Genomic DNA, 20379 nt, shown 5'->3' with positions numbered 1-20379 from the left:
TCATCTTTCAGGACGGGTCTCGACCTGGAGACCCGCCGATTCGACACCCGCCGCCAAAAGCATCGAGTCAGTCGGCTTCCGCTCCTTGCAGGGGCAAAACAAGTCGAAAGCAGGTGCCCTGCGCCACCACCGAGCGCGCCTCGATGGCGCCGCCGTGATCGCGGACGATGCCGAATACGATCGCCAGTCCGAGCCCGGTGCCCGCCCCCACCCCCTTGGTAGTGAAGAAGGGCTCGAACATGCGATCGAGCACCGCGCGCTCCATGCCCACGCCATTGTCCTCCAGGCTGATTTCAACAGCAGCGATCGAGCGCAACGTGCATGGACGGGTGCTGATTCTTACCTCGCCCTGGCCGTCTCTTGTGCCGGCCTCGATGGCCTCACAGGCATTGACGATCAGATTCATGAACACTTGACCGAGCTTGGCCGGCTGGCACTCGACGTTCGGATTGTGCTCGAGCTGCAGATCGAAACGGATGCCATCAAAACGCGTGCGTACCAGATTGACGGTGGACTGAATCGGCTCGGCGATCGGAACCGGCTTACGCTGAGCCTCATCCAAGCGGCTAAACTGGCGCAGATCAGCAACGATGCGTCGGATGCGCTGATGACCTTCGCGCGCCGTACTGGCCATTTCTTCCAGGTGGCGGAAGCGCTGATCAAAGGCATCGAGCACTTCCGGCGCCGCATCCTCGCCCGCCAGATGCCAGAGCATTTCACGAAAGCGGCGCAGCTCCAGCTCCAGGTTCTGAATCGCGCCGTCGGCGAAGCTGGTCGGATTGTTGATTTCGTGCGCCACGCCGGCGGTCAGGGTGCCGAGAGCGGCCATCTTTTCCTGCACCACCATCTGCTGCTGGGCATTGAGCAGATCCTGATGGGCGGTTTCAATTTCTGCTTTCGATGCCAGTAGACGGTCGCGGCTGGCAGCCAGTTCAGCGGTGCGCTCGGCGACCTGCTGAGCCAAGCGGGCCGCGTTCCGGCGCATTTGCGCGGTGCGCCAGCGAAAACCGCCAAGCAGCAGGGCGAAAGCGAAGCTCGCATACGCCAGGTAGGCCCAAAGGCTACGCCAGGGCGGTGGGCTGACCTCTATCCAAAGCTGAGCTTCATCAGCACTCCAGTCGCCCGCGGCTGCGGCCTTAACGCGCAATTTGTACTTGCCAGCAGGCAGATTGGTATAGGTGGCGCGGCGATTGCGATGATCGGTCTCGATCCAGTCGGCGTCGTAGCCCTCCAGCCGGTAGGCGTAGCGCATTCGAGTCGGATCGAATGGGTGCAAGCTGGAGAATTCAAAACTGAGCAGAGCCTCTCGATGGCTGAGTGCAATCTGTTCGGTCACTTCGATCGGGCTTGGCAAGGCATAAATTGCGGGTTCTGCGCCGCCTCGCAATGGCACCGGTCGATTGAACAGCAGCATTTCGGTGAACACGACTGCTGGTGCTCCATCATCGCTGCGTATGGCATCGGGGAAGTAGCGATTGAAACCACGAATGCCACCAAGGAAATGTTCACCCTGGGCGCTTCGATAGTAGGCGTTGGTGTTGAATTCGGAACTCTGCAACCCGTCATGTTCACTGTAGTTGCGCACCGTGCCGTCACGCGGATCAAAGCAGGCGATTCCATCGTTAGAGCTCAGCCAGAGTCGACCCTGCCGGTCGGGAAGGATGCCGTACAAGGAATCATCGGCCAGCCCATGCTTGCGCGTGTAGGCACGGCTCTTTCCGCTGCTGGGATCAAACCGCAGCAGCCCGGCATCCAGGGTGGCCAGCCACAGAATGCCATCCGGATCTTCGTGGATGGCGCGCACGCCGTCCGAAGCGAGACTGTCGCGATTGGCCGGGTCATGGCGATAGCAGTGGAATCGATTGTTCAGTTCGTCGAGACGGCACAACCCTCCGCCCCAGAAGCCGACCCAAAGGTCACCCGAGCGGCCACGCAGGAAGACCCGCACATCGTCGTGCGGCAGGCTCGAAGCATCGCCGGCCTGATGGCGGTAGCGCCGACCCCGACCCGACTCCGGGTCGAGCTGGACCATGCCGCGCCCCATGGTGCCCAGCCACAGGCTGTTCGGTCCGTCGACACGAATGGCGACCACACGGTCGATCAGATTGCCGTCCTCTGGACTGCGCGGCAAAGGCACCGGCTCGAATTCCCGACGCTCGGGATCAAAACGAAACAGACCGCTGTCGCTACCCACCCACAGTGTGCCCAGCGCCGCCACCAGAACGCGCACATGCCAACTTGCCTGAGGCGCGCGGTCGGTCTGCAGCAAGTAGCGCTCAAAGCGACGTTGCCCAGCATCCCAGCGGTTCAATCCGTTCTGCGTGGCTACCCATAGCGTTCCACTGGCATCTTCGGCAAAGCCACGCACCCAGTCATGACTGAGACTTTCAGGATCGGCCGGGTGGTGACGGTAGTGGGGGAATTGCGAGCGGCGCGGATCGTAGCGCAACAGCCCGTCGGAGCTACCGATCCACACCTGACCATGCCGATCCTGCACCAGCCCATTGACGGTATCGTGGCTCAAGCCCTTGTTCGCCGCCGGATCGGCGCGCAGCCAGCGGAGATCGCCGTCAGCGGGACGGTAGATACCCAGCCCACCGCCACGGGTGGCAATCCAAAGCTGTCCTTCGGCATCCACCAGCAAGGCCAGAACGGAGGCGCTCTGGGACCGCGAGCTGGCTTCCGACAGTCGGGAAAACTGCCCCGATCCGGGATCGAAATGCTCAACGCCGGCCCCTTCCGTACCGACCCACATGCCGCCCTCGGCAGCGGCCACGATGGCGCGCACCGAATCCTGGGCCACGCTGACCGACCGCCCGGCCCGCTGCGGGAAGCGACTGAACTGCCTGTTCGTGATGTTGAGTCGATTGAGCCCGCCCTCGGTACCGATCCACAGATCGCCGGCAGGGTCAAACCACAGTGCACGCACACTGTTGTGGCTGAGACTGTTTGGGTCATCGACTGCATGCTGAAAACGGGTGAAGCCCGTGCCTCTGCGCGGCAAGCGGTTCAATCCTTGCGCTGAGCCCACCCACAGATCGCCGTTCTCCGCCACCGCCAAGGTTCGCACCCAATCGTCACTCAGCGAATCGGCGCGCTCGGCATCGAATCGAAACCGTTGAAACCTGCCACTGCGTGGATCGTAGCGATTCAAGCCGCCGGCATAGGTGCCGATCCAGATAATGCCGTCCGCATCTTCGACCAAGGCGGTAACGAAATTATGCGACAGCGAATTGGCATCATCCTTGTTGTAGCGATAGAGCTTGAAGGTATTGCCATCGAAGCGATTCAAGCCTTCCTGTGTACCCAGCCAGAGAAAGCCGCGCCGGTCGTGCAACATGGCATTGACGCTGGCCTGGGCCAGTCCCTGCTCCAGGCCCCAGCGATCGAGACGAATCTCCGGGCGCACCATCGCGGCGATCGGCTGGATAGGCACGATCGTCAGCACGAACCCGACGGCCAGCCACAGGCCGCAACAAAATCGCTTGGCAATCAGGCGCGCGCGCCTGTGCTGTAGCAGGAAGGCTGCTGCCTGACCCCAGCGCCCATCAGGGAACTGCGTGTGCATCGACTTCCGACCTCAAGGGCAGCACCACCACCAGCCGCGTCCCCCACTGAGGATCGGATTCCAGGTCCAGCCGGCCGCCATCTTCACGAACAATGTTCCAGGCCACCGACAGCCCAAGACCCGCGCCCTGACCGGGCGGACGGGTGGTAAAGAAAGGCTCGAACACATGCGACTGATCGGCCGGCGAAATTCCGCAACCATTGTCCTCAACGCAGATCTGCAATTCGTCGGCTGCGCCCAACCGTGCGTGCACAACAACGCATCCAACATGCGTTGCCTCAACCTGTTGTCGCGACTCGATGGCCTGGCAGGCATTGGTGATCAGATTCATGAACACATGATTCAACTTGGCCGGCTGGCACTCAACCTGTGGATCCACATCAAACCTGGCCTGGATGTCGATGCCGCGATAGCGCCCACGAGCCAGGCTGATGGTGGCGGCAAGCGACTCCGCCAGTCTGACCACCTTGCGCTCGGCTTCATCCAGCCGTGAGTAGGTCCGCAAGTCTTCCACGATGGCGGCAATTCGCTGTGAGCCTTCGCGAATGGTGGCCAATTCCTCCAGCTGAGCAGCAATCCGCGCCTCGATCAGGGCCAGCACTTCCGGCGGCGCATCCTGGCCTGCCAGGTGGCGCAGATGCTGGCGAAACTGTTCCAGCTGGGCGGCCAGATTCTGCGCCGCACCGTTGATGAAGTTGTTGGGATTGTTGATCTCGTGCGCCATGCCAGCAGTCAGTTGGCCGGTGGCGGCCAGCTTCTCACTGGTGATCAATCGGGCCTGCGTCTGCTGCAGTCGCTGCAAGGTCTCCTGCACCTGCGCCATGGCCTTGTCCAGTTGTTCGTAGGTCTGGGCATTGTCGACCGCGATCGCTGCATAGCTGGCCAAGGCCCGCAGCAGCTCCAGTTGCGCGCTCGAATAGGCACGTGGCCGCGGACTCTGCACGCTGAGGCAACCAATCGTGCGGTCGCCTACCCGCAGCGGCAGGTAGACAATCGACTCCATCACGTGACCTTGCTTCGGCGCCGCGACGTCACCGACATAGTTCGCCAGCTCCTGTCGGCAGGCGGTGCACAGTTCCTGGCCGCGGGTGACGCACCACACAGCCGGACGATTGGTTTCGCTCAGCGCATAGTCGACGGCGCTATCGCGCACGCCAGCCTCGATGCTGTAGCGATCGCGCAGGGCCTCGCGTTCGCGATCGAGCACGGAAATCGCGAATACGTGAGCATCGAGACGTGAGGCCACTTGCGCATGCACTTCCGAGAAGGCCTGTTCGAGATCCAGCGTCGCTGTCAGGCGTCGACCGATTTCACCCAGCTTGAGGATGTCGGCGGTACGTGCCGCCACTTGCTCCTGCAGCTCCTGGCCGCGTCGGGCCAAGGCGGCGGTGCGCCAACGAAACGCGCTGAACAACAGAAACAGCAGACTCGCCGCCACACTGATCTTGAAGCCGGCGGTTTGCCACCATTGTGGAAGTATCTCGACTTGCAATTCGCGGGGCGGACTCCACTCGCCATCACGATTGCCTGCCCGCACCTGAAAGCGGTATGCGCCCGGCGCCAGATTGGTGTAGTGGGCACGACGCCGCTGAGCATCGCTGACCACCCAGTTCGACTCAAAGCCCTGCAGCCGATAGGCAAATAGCATCTGGTGCGGGGCAACGAAGTAGGGCGAGGTGAAATTGAAACTGAGATTGCGTGCGCGGTTCGATTGCAGGGCAAGCGATTGCAGCTGGGGCGCCGAGGTCTCCAGCGGCGAGTTGGGGTCGGAGGTTCTCGCCAGCAGCGGGCGATTGTCCGACTCGATCGAGGTCAGCACCGGCTGGGTTGGAATGGGCGCCTGATCGACCTGTTCAGGATCAAACACGGTGAAGCCGTCCAGCCCTCCAAAGACGAATCGGCCAGATGGCAACGCGGCGGCGCTGCCGATGTAGTAAGACGCATCCAGGGCACCGTCAGCGCTGCTGTAGTTGCGTACAGCGAAGCTGTTGGGGTCGAAGCGACTGATGCCGCGTGTGGTACTCAGCCACAGCCGGCCACGCGCATCCTCAAGGATGCCGCCGATGGCGTCGGCCGCCAGACCCTCGGCGCTGCCATAGGCCTGAAACTTCGCCTGCGCTGGATCTGCCCCAGCCTCCAGCTTCATCTCGTGCAGGCCGGCACCCTGCGTGCCAATCCACCAGCGCCCGTCGCGGGCGCGCAGAATCTCGGTCACCGTACTGGCCTGTAAGGCAGCATCGATGCCAGGTTGTGCCAGGGTGCGGTGAAGCAGTCTCGCACCATCGCGACTGAACCAGAGCAGGCCGCCACTGGTACCGACCAACATGATGTTGTCGTCGAATGGCTCAAAGGTGCCGCGGCCGATCAATCCGCAGCTGACCGGACTGTGCTTGGCCAACACGGCGGCAGTCGCCCGATCCAGAACCCACAAGGTGTCCGCATCGCATAACCATAGCCGCGGCCCATCGATTCGAAATGAGAAGCGGATGCTCAACACACCGAGTTCCGCCGGCAGCGCAATCCGCTGGAGAGCTTGGTCCTTGACCCGATAGAGCCCGGAGGTGCTGCCCACCCAAAGCTCATCCGAGCAGGCCAGATCACTGCTGAACAGCGCTTCGCCCCCGACCATTGCCGACAGTCGCGCCTTGTCCAGATCGAACTGGTACAAGCCCTGCCGGGTCGCCAGCCACAGTCGATTCTGCGCTGATGGATGAGCTGATGCATCGGCACACATCGCCAGCACCGACGCATCGCGCAGACCCGAGGTGGCCGGCATATCGGGATCGAAGGTGATGAAATCCGGCGGTCGCGGCGGCATTCGTCCTACGCCTCCGGTCCAGCTTCCGGCCCAGATCCAGCCATCCTGATCCTGCAGCAGACTGGCGATCCGGCCACTTCCGATGCCATCGCGAAAAGGCCGCTGATAACGAAAGTGGGTCCATGCCACCGATTCGGCATCCGGCTGTTCGGCGACATCGAGCCCCGACTCGTGACCGACCCAGATGCGGCCATCAACGTCCTGCAGCAAGGAACGTATTCGCCCATCTGCCAGGGAAGCGGGTTGGGCGTCCGGCAGCCAGTGCCTATCGATTTCACCCTTGACGTTGAGTCGGTACAGGCCGAACCCATCGGTGCCGACCCACAGCTGCCCGTGTCGGTCGTGCAACAGCGCGGTGACCGAAGGCGCCTCTTCGGCCAAGGGGTACCTGCGCTGCGCGCCCTGAGCGTCACGCTTCGCCAGGCCCGCCGAGGTGCCAATCCATAGCGAACCGTCGGCGACCGGCGCCAGCGCATGCACAAACTCTCCTGGCAAGCGGCCATCGCCGTGCGCAAGGTAATCAAGCACGCGGCCCTGTGCGCTCACCCGCGCCAGACCACGCCCACCCACCCAAAGATCGCCTTTGCCATCCACCGCCAGCGCGCGCACCACGCCGGCCGGCGCAGCGCCAGGATCGTCGACTGCCGACCCGATGCGCTGAAACGTCTCGCTATGGCTGAGGTAGCGGTTCAGGCCTTCGCTGCTGCCCACCCACAACTGGCCCTGTTGATCCAGGGCCATGGCATTCACCCGATTGCCCCACAAAGAGTCGGCGCGGTCGCGATGGTTGAGGAATACCCGAACCTCGACGCCGTCGTAGCGCGCCAGGCCATCTTGCGTACCGATCCAGACGAAACCCGAGGCATCCTGCACCAGGGCCAGCACGCTGACCTGCGGCAAGCCGTTGCGGGCATCGAGATGGCGAAAGCGAATGGCCTCGGGATTGAGTTCGGCTGACTGCGCCAGCCCCAGCGGCAGCAGCAGGGCCGCCAGCCAGCGCCAGCCCGACCCGCGGCGATTGATCTGCTTATCCACGCGCACGCCAGGGGCGGCAGAGGTGCGCTGCCAGTGGCGAAACGCGCCGGCGGCCATGGTCCTGGGCAATCAGGTGCAACCGGCAGTTACAGCAGTCAAGTCCATAGCCTCCCCTTGGCCATGATCATGGTAACGCTGCTTTCAGCTGATCGTTCAGCGAACGCGCCTGCAGGTGAATAAAGTCACTGCCTGAGCTATGGCTTCCACCCCCACCATGGCGCATTATCCTGCTTGCAGGTGAGGGGGAGACGCAATGGGTCTTTTCAGTCGCGACCGGTTGACGCAGCTGCAGGCAAAAGCGCCCGACGCATCCGCGCATGGCGTCATGATCGTGGACGATGAAGAGGGCAATCTGCGTGTACTGCGCACCATGCTCGCCGACCGCTTTCGGGTCATCGAAGCCAGGGACGGCCGCGAAGCCTTGGACCTACTTGAAAACCTGGCCGCTGAGGACGCGCCCAGCGTCATCCTGAGTGATCAGCGCATGCCACGCATGACCGGGATCGAGTTGTTCGAAAGAATCCGCGATCGGCTACCGGCCAGTATCCGCATTATCATCACCGGCTTTGTCGACGTCGGCGCCATCGTTGATGCCATCAATCGCGCAGGGATTTACAAGTTCATTGTTAAGCCGTTCGACCGCAACGATCTTCTGCTCACCCTGGAGCGCGCTGTCGAGGCGTTCGAAATGCGCCGCGAGATAGAACGCCATATCGAACAGCTGGAGGACAAGGTGCGAGAGCGCACCCGCGAGCTGGAGCAAAAGCACCAGGCCCTGTTGCTGGCCTCGGCGGAACTCGAACGGGCCAGCCTGACCGATGCCTTGACCGGGCTTGGAAACCGTCGCTTCGTCGAACGGGAAATATCCGAACGCGGCCGGCTTGAAGACGATGAGCGGCGCTCCGGGCTTGGCCAGCGCGTAGCCTACTTGCTGGTCGACGTCGATCATTTCAAGTCGGTCAACGATACCTATGGCCATGCCGCAGGCGATGCGGTGCTGATTGGCTTGAGTGAAGTGCTGCGTCAGTGCTGCCGCGAAGGAGATCTAGCGGCACGCTGGGGCGGCGAGGAGTTCCTGTTGCGGATCAGGGTTGAGGACGAGGCCCAGGCGATCGGTTTTGCACGCCGGCTGCGTGAGTCGGTGGCCTCGGCTCGATTTGACATTGGCGACGGGCAACAGCTGCAGCGCACCTGTTCGATCGGCATTGCGCTGCACCCATTTGACCCGCGCGATCCGCAGGCGCTGAGCTGGGAGCACGTGCTTTCGGTCGCCGACCATGCGCTTTACCTGGCCAAACGAGGCGGACGCAACGCCGCGCTATGCCTGACTTGCGGTGACCCGTCCGCGTCGGTCAACATTCATCGAATACACGAAGAGCTGCAGGATTGGATAGACGCTGGCGCGCTGCGCCTGCTCAGGGAATCCTGATCGTCACTCTACATCGGCAGGGCAACGGTGAAGCGCGCTCCGGCGCCCGGCTCGGAATCAACATCGACGTGTCCGCCGTGCTCGTTGACAATCGACCAGGAAAGCGCCAGGCCGAGGCCGGTGCCCTCGCCAGCTGGCTTGGTGGTAAAGAACGGGTCAAAGATCTGCGTTTTCAGGCCGGGATCAATGCCTGATCCATTGTCCTCGACGACCACGCAAAGCTGGTCGCCTTGCTGGAACAGCCGAACCTGTACTCTGCCACAAAACGCAGGATCGCCTTCCGCCGCTTTCTGCTTGATTGCCTGGCAAGCGTTGACGATCAGATTCATGAACACCTGGTTCAATCGCGGCGGATTGCAGAAAATCTCCGGATCGTCATCAATCTGAAGCGCGAACTCGATGTCATGTTTGTACTTGGCTCGAACAAGATTCATCGTCGCGCGAATCGGCTCACCCAGACTGGCACGACTGCCTGCCGGCGACTCGGCGCGGGCAAAGGTGGTCAGATCCCTGACGATGCCGAGCACGCGATGCGTACCCTCGAGAATCGTTTGCACCTGCTCGCGCAACATATCAAAGCGACGCTCCAGACTCTGCAGCACCTCGCGATCGGCATCCGGGCCCGCTAATTGAAAGAGAAACTGTCGAAACTCTTCCAACTGCTCATTCAGGGCATCGGCCGCCAATGCGGCATAGTGGGTCGGGTTATTGATTTCATGTGCCACGCCGGCACTCAGCTGACCTGCCGCAGCCAGCTTCTCACTCACCAGCAAGTGCTCACTTTGCATCACCTGCTGCAAGGCCGATTGAGCACGTTCGGCCTGCTGCCTGAGTCCCGCCTCGTTCTGCAACAGCACCTCCTCGACACGTTGCCGTCGTTCGACTTCCTGTTGCAATGCACGCTGTGTTGCCCTGAGATTCAAATGGGTGCCAATGCGCGCCACAACTTCGGCAATATCGACCGGCTTGGTCAGATAGTCGACGCCGCCGGCCTCGAAGCCCGCCAGTTTGTCCTCGGTATGTTGCAGCGCGGTCATGAAGATGACCGGGATCGCTCGCGTATTCGGGTTACGCTTGAGCTGGCGACACGTTTCAAAGCCATCGATACCCGGCATCATGACATCAAGCAGGATCAGGTCCGGCATCACCTGCTCGGCCTGCAACAATGCCTCGGCGCCGTCATGCGCCAGCCGAACCTTCAGCCCATAGGTCCACAGCTGCTCTTTCAGCGCGTCGAGCAATACCGACGAATCATCGACCAGCAGGATGGTCGCTGGCGGCAGACTGGCGTTGGATGGCTTTCGCTCAACCATAACGGCATCCTCGAAACCTGATCAATTGATTCCTTCTGCCAACACGCGGCAGCGCTTGCAGTCGCCCTACCTGGTCAGGATGGCCGCAATTCAAACGCGGCATCAAACAGGGCCTCCAACTCGGCATTTGCGCCACGCAGGCCATCAATCACTTCCTTGGCCCAATCGAAGTATTGTTGCCGTCGCTGCAAGGACCAATCGGGCGGCGGCGACTGCGCAACGTCGCGCAGGTTACAGATCTTATCGGCGAGTTTCACCTGCGCTGCCTGCAGTGTCAGGTGCGGGGCATGCTCGACCTGGGCCCGCTTGCGGGTCGCCTTGTCCAGGCGCTTGTCGTCAGTGACCTCGATCACGATGCCGGTGATCACGCGGCCGAAGCGCTGCTCCAGTTCTTCTTCGGTGGTTTCGGTATCTTCGATGGTGTCGTGTAGCAGCGCCGCGCACAGTACCTGCAAATCCTGCACACCGGCTTCCAGTCGCAGCACGCGCAGCAAGGCGATCGGATGATTGATATAGGGCGAGGCCTCGATATCCTTGCGCCGTTGGTCTCGATGCTTGTGCGCGGCAAAGGCCAGGGCGTCGATCAGCAAGGGTGAGACTTGATCCATGGCAGCACTCCTGGTTGCGCCGTTGCCAACATAGCAGCTCAGTCGACAGGTTTCGACTTCGGGCCAGCACGCCCTCGGTGCGCCCAAGGTGCATGCTTGCGGTCAGGGCTTGCGGTCATACACAGGGTGCGCCTCGGGCGCACCGGGCGCCATCGACGACGTGCAGCTGACACCCAGCCGGGTATGCTACGCGCACCATTGATGCCGCTGGATACGAGCCGGGCCGATCACAAGGGTTGGGTGCCGACCAGCGGCCACGTCTCCCATCGCAGAGGAGCAGGCCATGAAATCCCGCGCCGCCGTCGCCTTCGCCGCTGGCGAACCCTTGCAGATCGTCGAGATCGATGTCGCCCCGCCGAAGTCCGGCGAAGTGCTGGTGCGGATCACCCACACCGGGGTCTGCCATACCGATGCCTTCACCCTGTCCGGCGATGATCCGGAAGGCCTGTTCCCTGCCGTGCTCGGTCATGAGGGCGGCGGCATCGTGGTCGAGGTCGGCGAAGGCGTCACCAGCGTCAAGCCCGGTGATCATGTGATTCCGCTGTATACCGCCGAATGTGGCCAGTGCAAGTTCTGCACCTCGGGCAAGACCAATCTCTGCCAGGCCGTGCGCGCCACCCAGGGCCGCGGTGCGATGCCCGATGGAACCAGTCGTTTTTCCTACAACGGCCAGCCGCTGTATCACTACATGGGCACCAGCACCTTTAGCGAATACACCGTGGTCGCCGAGGTATCGCTGGCCAAGATCAATCCCGAGGCGCCGCTCGGCAAGGTGTGCCTGCTCGGCTGTGGCGTCACCACTGGCATCGGCGCGGTGCACAACACCGCCAAAGTGAAGGCTGGCGATAGCGTGGCGGTGTTTGGCCTAGGCGGCATTGGGCTTGCGGTGATCCAGGGCGCACGCCAGGCCAAGGCCGGACGCATCATCGGCATTGACGTGAACCCATCCAAGTTCGAACTCGCCAAGCAGATGGGCGCGACCGACTGTATCAACCCCAAGGACCACAGCAAGCCGATCCAGGAGGTCATCGTCGAGCTCACCGACGGCGGCGTTGATTTCAGCTTCGAATGTATTGGCAATGTCGAGGTGATGCGCGCCGCGCTGGAATGCTGTCATAAGGGCTGGGGCGAGTCGGTGATCATTGGCGTGGCCGGCGCCGGCCAGGAGATTCGTACGCGTCCGTTCCAGCTGGTGACCGGGCGGGTGTGGCGCGGTTCGGCGTTCGGCGGCGTAAAGGGCCGCAGCCAGCTACCCGGCATGGTGGAGCAGGCCATGCGCGGTGACATCGAGCTCGACCCTTTCATTACCCACACGCTGCCGCTGGAGCGCATCAACGAGGCCTTCGACCTGATGCACGAAGGCAAATCGATTCGCACCGTCATCGAGTTCTGATCATGCAACAAATCGAGCACCGCGCCTGCTTTGGCGGCTGGCAGGATGTCTACCAACACGCCTCGCCCACTCTTAACTGCACAATGCGCTTTGGCGTCTATCTGCCTCCCCAGGCCGAGCGAGCGCCCTGCCCCGTGCTGTATTGGCTCTCTGGCCTTACCTGCACCGAACAGAACTTCATCACCAAGGCCGGCGCCCAGCGCTACGCCGCCGAGCACGGCCTGATCATCGTCGCGCCGGACACCAGTCCGCGCGGCGAAGGTGTTGCCGATGATCCCGCCGACGACCTCGGCCAGGGTGCAGGCTTTTATCTCAATGCCACTGAATCACCCTGGTCATCGCATTACCGGATGTACGACTACATCGTCGACGAACTGCCCGCCTTGATCGAGTCGAACCTACCCGTTACGCAGGCGCGCGGCATCAGCGGCCACTCGATGGGCGGCCACGGCGCGCTCACCATCGCCCTGCGCAATCCTGGCCGCTATCACAGCGTCTCAGCCTTCGCCCCGATCGTGAACCCGAGTGAGGTGCCCTGGGGACAGAAGGCCTTGCGAGCCTATCTGGGCGATCGCCCCGAGGACTGGCGGCAGCATGACAGCGTGGCGCTGATTGCGACCGCGGCAGAGCGCCTGCCCCTGCTGATCGACCAAGGCGAAGCCGACCCGTTTCTTAACGCACAGCTTCAACCTGATCGACTGCGACAGGCGTGCGAGCAGCACCATCATCCACTGCAGCTTCGGCTGCAACCCGGTTACGACCACAGCTACTACTTTGTCGCCAGCTTTATCGGCGAGCACATTGCCCATCATGCCGCCGCTCTTGGTTAGCGCAGAGTGAATCCGATTCGTTGGCCTGTGCCGGCGATACCCCTCTCCCCCGCCCCGCTCCCGCGAGGGGAGAGGGGAGCAAAGCGGACGCTCGGCGTATCGACACGTTATGGAATGCGGAAGCAAAAGTCTCCCGGCGCGTCGTGTCCAAATTGCAGCCGGGCCGCGAGGCGAAGTGATTCGAGCCCCTCTCCCCTGGAGGGAGAGGGGTTGGGGTGAGGGGGAGCGTCCAGCGCATAGAGTGTCTGCCCCCTCTCCCCCGCCCCTCTCCCACGAGGGGAGAGGGGAGCAAAGCGGACGCTTGGCGTATCGACACGTTATGGAATGCGGGCGCGAAAGTCTCCCAGCGCGTCTTGTCCAAATTGCAGCCGGGCCGCGAAGTGAAGTGAATCGAGCCCCTCTCCCCTGGAGGGAGAGGGGTTGGGGTGAGGGGGAGCGGAGCTACAACACACCTCAACGCTTGGCTAAGGCGACTCAAACGAATCGGCAATCACCCGGATCGGCGGCGGCGGCAGGGTGTTCTGCGGCGTGCCGTAGGCGCCCGCGCCTTTTGCGGTTACCACCCGCTCGAAGATGTAAACCTTCCCCGAGCGCCTGCCGGCCGCGGTGTTGGCCTCATGGCAGCCCACCACGAAGCGGGTGCCGCTGGCGGCGTGAAAGTTGGCGAAGGTATTGGTGCAATCCGGGTCGCCGGCGAGCAAGGCCTGGGTGCTGGTGTAATCGGGTTCGTAAAACACGCGGTACTCGTTGATCAGGTTGCCCACGGCCAACCCCAGTACCAAACCCGTGCCCCAGCTGATCTGTCGCGCCTCAAGCGTGGTACTCGCGATCTCGATCACCTGGGTCTGGTTCCACACGCCTCCCGTTTCCTCCAGCATGCGCGCTGCTGGCGTGGTGCCGGCCATCAGGTTGCGCGTGGGAAAGCCGCAGGCAATGGCCACTTGCGTGGTGCTGCGGAAGGCGGCGCTGGCCTCGAACCCGCACGAGCTGCTACGGGCAAAGCCGCCGCTGCGCACCCAGGACATACCGTCGAAATCCAGCACATGCCAGTCGCCGTTCTGCGCATTACGCGCCAGCAGCCGCCCGGTCGCGATGGTCGCCAGAAACAGGCTCGTGTTCGGCACGCCGGACACGCTGATCTCGCCAACTAAATTGCAGGCTGAGCCAACCACGCGCCAGGCAAAGTTGCCGCCGTTGAAGCGAGCAATCACGTGTTCGCCATCGGTGAGCAAGGGCAACGCAAAGCCCTGCGTCGCAACAGACCGATCCACCGGCAAGGGCAACTCGCAGGCCCAATTCCAATCCAGTCCATCGCGCAGATACACATCGGCACGCCCGATGTTGGGGACGCCATCGACCGTGGATTTGGAGGTGACCACGGCTAAATCGCCGCCCAGCGCCCCGCCGCTTCCAAAGCTGTCGAAGGCCGCCAAGGTCTGCGGCGGCGTTAGTGCTTGCTGGCGCACCCAGTCCAACTGGCCTTGACGACGGTACATGTACACCGCTCCGGCGTCCGGCACTCGCCCGGCATCGCCAAGCTCATCGCGCCCTTGCGCGGTCGCCAGTACCCAGTCGCCATCGATGTCCACTGACAACCCGAATAGGTCGCCTAACAGGCCGTTGCCGTGGACAAATGTTTTTTCCAGTACTGGAGACGCGCCGGCGAGGGAGAACCCGTAGCCCACGCCTTGCCCGGAAACGCGATTGAATGACCGCGTCGGATCGCCGACAAACAAGTGGGTGTCGGTCAGCGCAACCGACGCATTCCCAGCTTGCGGCTGTGAGGGCAACGAGATCTGGACGGGGGTTGTCCACGCATCGTTGCGAAACTCGGATAGATAGATCTGATCAACGCCACCCGAAATGACCGTCGCGGCAACGCGCGGCACGGCCCCATCGAAGACAGCCAGATCGTTCCACGGCTCTGGGAAGGTGGGTCCCTCTTCGGCCACCGCCCAGACCCCGGCGGTTCGCCGATGCAACTGCAGGGTGGTCGCACTGGGTGGCAGCCAGGTGGCCAACACATCTCCATGGATGGCCCGGAAGGCGATCGCGCCGGTGGCGATGGTTTGAGCGTATTGCCAGGTGCCGCCGTTGAGCTCGAAGACGTACTCCGCGCCCCTCTGCATGTCGGAATTGAGGTGGGAGCGCGCGTTGACGATCAGCTGATCGCCAGACAGATCGACGTAGTAACCGAATCGATCGCGCGGCACGCCGTCAGGCGCCGTCAGTTCCTGTCGGTAGACGTAGTTGTTGCCAACCCTCTCGAACACATAGGCGCGTCCAGGATCGGTCGTGTTGCTCACTTGCGGGTTGCCGGGCTGCCCGACGATCAACCAACGATCATCGATGGCACGACCGCCGCCGAATCGGCCTTGTGCAATCGGCACTACCGACTCCACGTGAGCCAGCTGCGTCCAGCCATCGACGCCGCGCTCATACACCGTGACGGCACCTGAGTTTTCATTGCCCAGAACACTGACGAACGGATGCCCTATGGCCAGCAAGTTGCCGTCAGGGGAAAGGCTGGCAGAGTTGCCGGCAATGCCACCAAAGGTTTGCGACAGCTGCTGGAACTGACCGCTGCGCTGCCAGCTTCCGCCAACCTGTTCAAACGCAAAGAAATTGTCATCTGATCGCACGCCCGAAAACGGACTGAACACGACGCTGACACCTGCCGCCGCCACATCCGCACCAAACTCATCGAAGGAATCCGCCTCATCGGCGTAGTCCGGCACCGATAGCTGCGCCTGTGCCAGCGAGGTGGCCAGCACGGCCGACAGTAAAACCGCTTGCTTCATGAATCGCATAACGCCCCCCTGTGCGGCCGTCGCCGCGTTACTTATCAAATCGGTCCACCACCTGTGCACCCTACTCAAACCCACTCTTGTAAACCGCCTCAGCACGGGCCGGCTCGATCAGCACCTGGCGGTCGTCATCGCCCAACAGCACTTCGGTGCCGACCGGGGCGGTGACCTCGGCGCTGATCTCGACGAAGTTCTGCGTCGGGTCGATTTCACCGGTAATGTTCAGTTCGGCGCTGTTGCCGACGGCGAGGTCAAATTGCGTTTGCGCCGCACCGCTGCCGCCGGGCGGCACGCAGCTCGGGGCGCAGCTCCACAACACCGCGTTCAATCCAACCGGCGCGCCGACTCGCAGCTGCAGATCATCCACCGCATCCGGGCCGTAGTTGTGCACCTCGACGCTGTAGTCGGCCAGGGTGCTGCCCTTGGCAATCGCCTCGGCCAGCAGGCGTGGGGCGGGTTGGTTGCGGCGAATCACCAGACCCAGATCGGCACCACGTCCGACCGAGATGCGACGAATCACCGGCGTGCCGCGATCGGCGCCGCCGTTGGCAGTGCCGCCGTTGTCGACCGGTGTGACTCGAATCCGCGCCGCGCCGCTAGTGCCGCTCAGCGTGTAGTGCAGAGTGCCGCCGGCATCGACGCTGATGGTCTGCAGTACGCCGGACAGATCGCGCACTACCTCCACCTCCACCGAGGCGGTTTGGCTGCCCTCATTGGCCGGGCCGGCGCTAAGGCCGCTGACAAAGCCGCCAACCGACTGCGCGCCGCTGCTGCCCGCTGGCAGCGCTTGGTCACCGGCAAAGCTCGCCGTCGGCGGATCGTTGACGGGGGTGACCGTCAGGGTGCTTTGCGCCTGATGGGTCGCGCCGTCGCCATCGTCGACTTCCAGGGTAATCACCGCCTCGCCGTTGCCGTTCGGCACCAGGTTCAGGCTTAACGTGCGGTTGGCGCCGCTGCCGCCAAGCCCGGCGGCCAGCGCCGCATCGGTGATCAGCGCCTGGTTGTCGCTGCTAGCGCTTAACACCAGGCTACCCGGTGCAGTGCGATCGTCGCCGACGGTAATCGCCAAGCTGCCGCTGCCATCCTCCAGCACAGTGAGCGTCGAATTCATCGCAATCGTCGGCGGCTGATTCGAATCCGACACCGTAAAGCTGCGATCGACATCGGCCGCCGCGGTGTAGTTCACATCGCCGGCCTGACTGGCGCGAATCGTACAGGTGCCAAGATTGCCGATGGTCAGCGTCACCGTGCTGCCATTCGTCCCCGAAGTGGTACACACCCCGGTGGTCTGCGAGGCAAAGGTCACCGGCTGACTCGAATTGCCGCCGCTGGCCGACACACTGAACGGCGGATCATTGTCCGGGCGATCGCTCAAGGCGGCGAAGCTGATGGTTTGACTGCCCTGGCCGATGGCAAAGCTTTGCGTCACCTCCGGCGCGGCGGCGTAGGCAGCACTCCCGGCCTGATTGGCCGCGATGGTGCAGCTGCCCACAGTGACACCGGTGACGGTCGAACCATTCGTTCCACTTACCGTGCACACGCCCGTGGTTTGCGAACTGAACACCACGGGGTTACCCGACCCACCGCCGGTCGCCGACAGCGCCCCCGTCCCCTCCACCAGCACCGTCGGCGCGCTGCCGAAGCTGATCGCCTGGCTCGCCACTGGCGTGACGCTATTCGACACCGCCGACGGCGCGCTGGTACCCACGCCATTGGTCGCGGTCACGGTAAAGGTGTAGGCCGTACCGTTCGTCAGCCCAGTCACCGTACACGGTGATCCAGTGCAACCGCTACTGGTCAGGCCCTCGGGGGAACTGGTGGCGGTGTAGCCGGTGATGGGGCTGCCGCCGTTGCTGGGTAAACTGAAGGCAATGCTGGCAGAGGCATCACCCGCGGTGGCAATCACATCCGCCGGGGCATCGGGGATATTCCCTGGCACAACGGCGTTGGAGGGCAGTGATGCTGCGCTGAAACCCGCGAGACTGGACGCCCGCACGGTGAAGGTGTAGCTCTGCCCATTGGTAAGCCCGCTCACTTCGATTTCGCATGCCCCGGGCCCATTGCAGGTCCCGATGCCAGCAATCGGCTCCGACTCCGCCTGGTAAAACAAGATTGGATCGCTGCCAGAGTCCGTTGGCGCGTCAAAAGTGATGCGTGCCGATTCGACACCCGGCACGGCAACGACATTGGTCGGCGCACCGGCAACGCAGGCTTGCTCATCGACCTCGCCGTCGCAGTCGTTGTCGAGTGAATCGCAGATCTCCGGCGTCGGCGACACCGCACCCTGTACCACCCACGCGCCGCCACTGCAGGTCAGCGTTCCCACCCGGCAGACCGCGGGTGCCGTGCCAACAAGGTTGCCTAGGCCGCTGCAGGTTCCGCCAGCGGGCGGACACCAGTTGGTTGTGGAGTGGCTGCAACAATTACCCGGATTCGACCAGCCGCCTGAGTTGGAAGGCGCGTCGGTGAGATTATTGTCGATCGTGCCGTCCAGATCATCGTCAATGCCATTGCAGGTTTCTGGCGGATGCGGGGTGACGCTGTTCGACGGCGCCGAAGCCGGTCCCGTGCCCACGCTGTTGGTCGCGGTAACGGTGAAGGTGTAGGCCGTGCCATTGGTCAGGCCGGTGACCGTGCACGGCGATGACGTGCAGCCGCTGCTCGTCCGTCCCTCGGGGGAGCTGGTGGCGGTGTAGCCGGTGATCGGGCTGCCGCCGTCATTGTCAGGCGCGGTGAAACTGATAGTCGCTTGTCCATCGCCAGCCGTTGCCAAGGCATCGGTGGGCGCGGCGGGCGGGCAAGCGTTTTCGTCCACCTCGCCGTCGCAGTCGTTGTCGAGTGAATCGCAGATCTCTGGCGTCGGAGGCACCGCACCCTGCACCACCCATGCGCCGCCACTGCAAGTAAGCGTGCCGGCTCTGCAAGTCGCCGGCGCAGTACCGAGCAAGACGCCCAGTCCACTGCAGGTTCCACCGGGTGGCGGACACCAGTTGGTAGTGGAATGGCTGCAACAGTTGCCAGGCTCTGCCCAGGCGCCTGAGTTGGAAGGTGCATCGGTGAGGTTATTGTCGATCGTGCCGTCCAGATCATCGTCAATGCCATTGCAGGTCTCTGGCGGATGCGGGGTGACGCTGTTCGACGCCGCCGAAGCCGGTCCCGCGCCCACGCTGTTGGTCGCGGTAACGGTGAACGTGTAGGCCGTGCCATTGGTCAGGCCGGTGACCGTGCAGGGCGATGACGTGCAGCCACTGCTCGTCCTTCCCTCGGGGGAACTGGTGGCGGTGTAGCCGGTAATCGCGCTGCCGCCGTCATCATTGGGAACGGTGAAACTCACGCTGGCGGCTCCATCGCCTGCCACTGCAGCCACGTCGGTGGGTGCACCGGGAACGACGGCGCTGATACTGAAGGTTTGGGTTTCCTCGGCCGCGGCGTTGTACTGCGTGGCCCCCGCCTGATTGGCTGCAATGGTGCAGCTGCCCACTGAAACGCCAGTCACCACATCATCGCTGATGGTGCATACGCCAAGCGTTTGCGAGGTGAACACCACGGCATTGCCAGATCCACCGCCGCTAGCGCTGACGCTGCCGGTGCCGCCGACCGTGATGCTGGGTGCAGTGCCAAACTGAATGGTCTGATCGAAACGGTAGGTTAAAGTCACGGAGCCGTGCGCGCCCGCCAGATCCGGGGACGACGTGCCGCCGTTACCGGCCGAGTAGCCTAGGGCCGGGTTTCCACCAAAGTTCGATCCTGCGCCGCCACCGCCGTTGCCGTTTCCCGCGCACGCGCCACCGCCACCACCGGCGTAGCCACCGCCGCCACCGCCGCCACCGGTATCGCCCGAGCTGCAGCCGCTGCCGCCAACCACGCCACCACCACTGGCACCACCGCCGCTACCGCCGCCTGACCCACCACCGTTGCCACCTGCACCAATCGGGCCGAAGGAACCGCTACCTGCTCCGGTAGCACCGGCGCCGCCGGTCGCCCCTGAGGCCGTGAAGCCGCCTGCCGCGCCGCCTGCGCCATTTGCGCCATTGCTGCCGAAGTGCGCGTCACCACCCGATCCGCCAGCTGAACCTCCACTTCCACCACCGCCACCACCACCGCCGCCCGCCACGATCAGCAAGGTGGCGGTGGTGCTATTGGTGACTCCAGAGGCGCCGCCTCCGCCTCCGCCACTTCGCGCGTTGCCCTTGTTGCCACCTTGACCGATCAAGATTTGCAACTCGTCGCCTGCACTGACGGAGAACGTATCCTCCACGAACTCGCCGGATCCGCCTGCGCCGCCGGTGCCATTTGTGCTGGAGCCTGCGCCTCCGCCAGCGCCGGTGGCAGAAACGGTAATCGTCGACACGTTCGCCGGCACAGTGTGGGTTTGCGCAGCGCCGACGAAACTGAAGGTGCAGCCGTTGCCGCAGTTGGACAAGGCCTGATGAACGGGTGCGAGCGTCAGAAGAAGCGCCGCTACCAGGACTCGGCGCAGCGGGCGGCCGCGGCCCGTGGTGACCCGGGCCCTTGGCTGTCCACGGCGGAACTGTGCTCGAGCTTCGGCCCACTCAACACTCATGTTCATCGTCTGCT

General features: G+C 63.3%; 9 protein-coding genes. 3 read left to right on the top strand and 6 right to left on the bottom strand.

What is annotated here, in order from left to right:
• Positions 1-67: 67 nt before the first annotated feature.
• Together IFO71_RS10185 and IFO71_RS10180 are read right to left on the bottom strand one after the other, a co-directional pair.
• Entirely contained in the window at positions 68-3568 is a 3501-nt protein-coding gene (locus IFO71_RS10185) for a two-component regulator propeller domain-containing protein (RefSeq protein ID WP_192029525.1), read from the bottom strand.
• Positions 3549-7478, bottom strand: a complete 3930-nt coding sequence (locus IFO71_RS10180) for a two-component regulator propeller domain-containing protein (RefSeq protein ID WP_192029524.1) — start codon at positions 7476-7478, stop codon at positions 3549-3551. The genes IFO71_RS10185 and IFO71_RS10180 overlap by 20 nt, the downstream gene beginning before the upstream one ends.
• Positions 7479-7674: 196 nt before the next feature.
• Between IFO71_RS10180 and IFO71_RS10175 the strand changes: the two genes are divergently transcribed.
• Positions 7675-8850, top strand: coding sequence for a GGDEF domain-containing protein (locus IFO71_RS10175; protein ID WP_192029523.1), 1176 nt, complete (start codon positions 7675-7677; stop codon positions 8848-8850).
• Between the two features lie 8 nt (positions 8851-8858).
• Here IFO71_RS10175 and IFO71_RS10170 read toward each other — a convergent pair whose 3' ends face one another.
• Together IFO71_RS10170 and IFO71_RS10165 are read right to left on the bottom strand one after the other, a co-directional pair.
• Positions 8859-10163 carry a hybrid sensor histidine kinase/response regulator gene (locus IFO71_RS10170; RefSeq protein ID WP_192029522.1) on the bottom strand — a complete coding sequence of 435 codons (1305 nt, stop codon included), beginning with the start codon at positions 10161-10163 and terminating at the stop codon, positions 8859-8861.
• A gap of 74 nt (positions 10164-10237) precedes the next feature.
• Positions 10238-10771: an HD domain-containing protein gene (locus tag IFO71_RS10165; protein ID WP_192029521.1), complete on the bottom strand. Its 534-nt coding sequence runs from the start codon at positions 10769-10771 to the stop codon at positions 10238-10240.
• A gap of 283 nt (positions 10772-11054) precedes the next feature.
• On the opposite strand from IFO71_RS10165, the gene IFO71_RS10160 reads away from it, so the two are divergent.
• Both IFO71_RS10160 and fghA read left to right on the top strand, forming a co-directional pair.
• Complete coding sequence (locus tag IFO71_RS10160) at positions 11055-12164, top strand: S-(hydroxymethyl)glutathione dehydrogenase/class III alcohol dehydrogenase (RefSeq protein WP_192029520.1); 1110 nt, start codon at positions 11055-11057, stop codon at positions 12162-12164.
• A gap of 2 nt (positions 12165-12166) precedes the next feature.
• Positions 12167-12994 (top strand): S-formylglutathione hydrolase, encoded by an 828-nt coding sequence (gene fghA / locus IFO71_RS10155; protein WP_192029519.1) that lies wholly within the window; start codon positions 12167-12169, stop codon positions 12992-12994.
• Between the two features lie 464 nt (positions 12995-13458).
• Here the strand turns inward: fghA and IFO71_RS10150 are convergent, their stop codons facing one another.
• The gene (locus tag IFO71_RS10150) at positions 13459-15795 is read right to left on the bottom strand and encodes an FG-GAP repeat protein (protein WP_192029518.1); all 2337 of its coding nucleotides are present in this window, start codon (positions 15793-15795) and stop codon (positions 13459-13461) included.
• Between the two features lie 70 nt (positions 15796-15865).
• Complete coding sequence (locus IFO71_RS10145) at positions 15866-20371, bottom strand: fibronectin type III domain-containing protein (RefSeq protein ID WP_192029517.1); 4506 nt, start codon at positions 20369-20371, stop codon at positions 15866-15868.
• Positions 20372-20379 lie beyond the last annotated feature (8 nt).

This window comes from Pseudomarimonas arenosa (assembly GCF_014841215.1).
GTDB lineage: Bacteria > Pseudomonadota > Gammaproteobacteria > Xanthomonadales > Xanthomonadaceae > Pseudomarimonas > Pseudomarimonas arenosa.
The sequence above is the reverse complement of the archived record's forward strand: the minus strand, read 5'-3'. Positions and strand labels throughout refer to the sequence as shown.